Below are 3,540 nucleotides of genomic sequence, written 5' to 3' on the forward strand. Positions count from 1 at the left end.
TCAACTATATGAAAAAGTAAAAATAAATGGAATAACAGATATTTTAGAATAAAATTTTCCTAAAAAACAGATAACGCGAGGAGGAGTTAAAATGCCATTAGTTAATTTGAACGATGTTTTAATCCCTGCATACAATGGAGGTTACGCTGTTCCTGGTTTCAATTTTCATACTTATGAAGATGCCGAAGCTATAGTCAAAGGAGCCGAATTTCTTAAATCCCCTGTAATTTTAATGGCATCAGGTAGTTGTATTAGACACTTGGGTTTAGATTTGAGCATAGAAATAGTTAAATATTTAGCAAAAAATACATCTATACCGGTGGTAGCTCATTTAGACCATGCTACTGATATTAATTTAATTTTTCAGGCAATGGCTAAAGGATTCACATCGGTAATGTACGATGGATCTTTGTTAGATATAGAAAAAAACATAAAGAATACAAAATTGGTGGTAAAAGTAGCACACGCTTTAGGAATAAACGTTGAAGCAGAAATCGGAAGAGTTGGTAAAAGTGAAGAAGGTGAAGAAGCAAAAGAAATATTAACGGATCCAGAGATAGCTAAAAACTTTTTCGATGCAACTCAAGTTGATGCACTAGCCGTGGCCGTGGGGACTGCTCATGCAATGCAAAAACAAGAAGCTAATATTCGCTTTGACCTTGTTGAAATGTTATCGAACATTTTGAACGTCCCTCTTGTTTTACATGGATCAAGTGGAGTTAAAAATGAAGACTTAATAAGAATTTCAAAAACGAAATTTTCAAAAGTGAATATAGGAACTATATTAAAGACAGTTTATATTGAAAAAATTCGGGAAATTTTAAATGACAATCCTGAGTTGAAGGATCAAATAAAGCTCCTAGAATCAGCTGCAAATGCGGTAGTTGAAACTGTTAAAGAAAAAATAAGGCTTCTTGGAAGTGATAATAAAGTATAAAACCTTAGAAGATTTTCTAAGGTTTTATACTTTGTAACCGTAGAACTTAATTACTCTATTGATAATTTCGGTTTTATAAAAGGTTATAATCAATTATTAAGCCTATAATTTAAATTATATTAGCACCTTTTTCTAGATATAATCTTTTTACGTCTTCAGGTATTTGAGAGTCGGTAATTATTCCGGTAACCTCATCTAATTTTGCAAACTTTACCATATTACTTTTACCAAATTTTGAATGATCTGAAATAACATATGTTTCTTTTGAATTTTTGTTTATTTCTTGAGCAATTGCTGCCTCATCCATGAAAGTAAAAGAGATGTCTCCCGATATTGATACACCATTTACACCTACAAAATATTTGTCTATATTAAAATTTCTTATAGCTGATATTGTTATTTGTCCTACACATTCATAACTGCCTTTTTTTGGAATTCCCCCCGAAACTATCACTTGAAAATATTTATTTGAATCAATTATAAGCATAGCAACATTTAACGAATTTGTTAAAATAGTTAATTCTGCTAAATTGGACGCAACAATCTCTTTCGCTAAAAAATAACAAGTAGTACCACCGCTTAAAGATATAAAATCACCATCCCGAATAAAATTCATGGCTTTTTTAGCAATCTCTTTTTTTTCTAAGGTCATATAATTATAATTTGTGTAGAAACTAGTTTCTGCTTGAGGAACGTTCAATATAGCCCCTTTATGAGTTTTAATTATCAATTTTTTTGAAGCTAAATAATTTAAATCCCTTCTTATCGTGCTTCCTGAGACTTCGAATTGGTTTTCTAATTCTTTAGTAGTTACACTCGCTTTTCTTCTAATATAATCAAATATTTGTTTCCTTCTCTCATCTGAAAGCATTTTTATTCTCCCTCTTTTAATTCTTTTTTTATTGTTTCTTCTGAATTTTTAAGATTTTGAAGGAATTTAACATCAACTTCTTCTTTTAATAAAATTAATGCTCCAAAGACTGGCCAAAATTTAACTGCTCTTATATCCGCTGTGGGAATTTCTTGCCGAATGTAATTAAAAAAATATTCATAAAATATTGGAATGTTTTCTATTACTCCTCCACTGTACGTAATAACAGGGTTAGGTTCGAATTTTAAAAGTCTTATCGCAGATAACACGGATAATGATAATTCTTTTGCTGCTTTTTCTAATATAAACTTGGAAGAATTATCCCCTACACTACTTGCTTTGGAAGTTAAATAAGATATTGATGCAATTTCATGTCTAAAATTTTTACCTAAATTTTTTGTCCATTCTAAAAGATCATACTTACTCTCAAACTTCATTTCTTTAAATATAAGTTCTGTTAGAAGGGTTTTTGGAGATCTTCCATCCAGTTGCTTGGTTACTTCTCTCAATGTTTCTATACCAATGTAAAATCCACTTCCTTCATCTCCAATTAACGGTCCCCAACCTCCTACTCTTACATCTTTTTCTTTGTGTTTTCCATATATAATACTTCCTGTTCCACAAACTGCATGAACACTATCTCTTCCTAAAGAACCTCCTGCCCAAGCAATCACCACATCGTTAACTAATAAGTTGGGAATTATCCCAAGTTGGCTTTGTATTAATTTTTTTAATCTATATTCTAATTCTCTATACTCACCAATAGCAGACATACCAAAACATGATTTTACAGTATCCTTATCTATTTTCTTTAAAATTACAGAGATTTCATTCAGATTTTTAAGAAAAATTTTTTCCCCACACTCCATTATATTTGTGGGCCCTGTTTTTTTAAAATCTATTAAATTCCCTTCATTATCTACTAAAACGGCTAATGTTTTTGTACCTCCACCATCAACTCCTAAGTACAATTTCTCCATCTTTTTCCTCCAAAACGGATTAATTAATACATATATGTTATAAATTTTGATTCTACTGTATATGTAAAAGTTTAAAATTTTACTACTTTATCTAAGTTCCGGGGTCTATCTACATCTATACTTTTATTTTTAGCTATTCTCAAACCTAAAATCTGAGCAAATATAATCTGCAAGAAAGCTACATTTTTTGAAGTAATGTTCATTTTTTTAAATAATTTTCCCAAATTTATAACAGTAGAACTAAAGTCACAGAGTTCTTTTTCAAGTGTTCGATTATTTTCTTCATCTTCTCCAAAAATGCAAACTAAGGTTTTATCATCCGCTAATGATTTTGGCCCATGACGGTATTCGTACGATGAAAAAGCTTCTGTAAAACTTAAAGACATTTCTTCTAGCTTGAGAGCAGCTTCTCGAGCCAGTCCTTCATACATTCCTAATCCTAAAAAAACAAAATGTTTAAATCTATTTAAATCATTTTTTGTTATCTCGTTCTCAAAAACTGTTATTATTTCATCTATTTTACCAAGATCTTTAGCATATTTTGATATATCTTCATTGAGATTTATATCTACTAACATTTGGAAAGAGAGGATTATTGAGGTAAAAGACTTAGTCATGACAATTCCTTCTTCATTAATTGGAAGTATAAGGGTTTCATCCGAAATTTCACTTAATGAACTGTCTTTATTCAGTGTAATCCCATAAGTTTTTAAATTATTTTCTTTGAACTGTCTGCATGCTAAAACAGTGTC

4 protein-coding genes are annotated in these 3,540 nt (G+C 30.3%); 1 reads left to right on the forward strand and 3 read right to left on the reverse strand.

Going from position 1 to position 3,540, the window contains the following annotated elements:
* The first annotated feature begins 91 nt into the window (after nucleotides 1-91).
* Nucleotides 92-937, forward strand: a complete 846-nt coding sequence (locus tag AA81_RS13890) for a class II fructose-bisphosphate aldolase (protein WP_103899364.1) — start codon at nucleotides 92-94, stop codon at nucleotides 935-937.
* 109 nt (nucleotides 938-1,046) lie between these two features.
* Here AA81_RS13890 and AA81_RS13895 read toward each other — a convergent pair whose 3' ends face one another.
* The 3 genes from AA81_RS13895 to AA81_RS13905 form a co-directional block, all read right to left on the reverse strand.
* A complete protein-coding gene (locus AA81_RS13895; RefSeq protein WP_103899365.1) occupies nucleotides 1,047-1,808 on the reverse strand; it encodes a DeoR/GlpR family DNA-binding transcription regulator in 762 nt (253 codons plus the stop codon).
* 2 nt (nucleotides 1,809-1,810) lie between these two features.
* Complete coding sequence (locus tag AA81_RS13900; RefSeq protein WP_103899366.1) at nucleotides 1,811-2,788, reverse strand: BadF/BadG/BcrA/BcrD ATPase family protein; 978 nt, start codon at nucleotides 2,786-2,788, stop codon at nucleotides 1,811-1,813.
* A 71-nt stretch (nucleotides 2,789-2,859) separates the two neighbouring features.
* Nucleotides 2,860-3,540, reverse strand: a 681-nt coding sequence (locus AA81_RS13905) for an SIS domain-containing protein (protein ID WP_103899367.1), incomplete at its 5' end; no start/stop codon positions are given.

The sequence above is a fragment of the Petrotoga halophila DSM 16923 genome (genome assembly GCF_002924615.1).

Excerpts from the sequence above, each read along its gene's own strand:
- AA81_RS13890 (WP_103899364.1), top strand. The coding sequence starts at position 92 with ATGCCATTAGTTAATTTGAACGATGTTTTAATCCCTGCATACAATGGA.
- AA81_RS13895 (WP_103899365.1), bottom strand. The coding sequence starts at position 1,808 with ATGCTTTCAGATGAGAGAAGGAAACAAATATTTGATTATATTAGAAGA.
- AA81_RS13900 (WP_103899366.1), bottom strand. The coding sequence starts at position 2,788 with ATGGAGAAATTGTACTTAGGAGTTGATGGTGGAGGTACAAAAACATTA.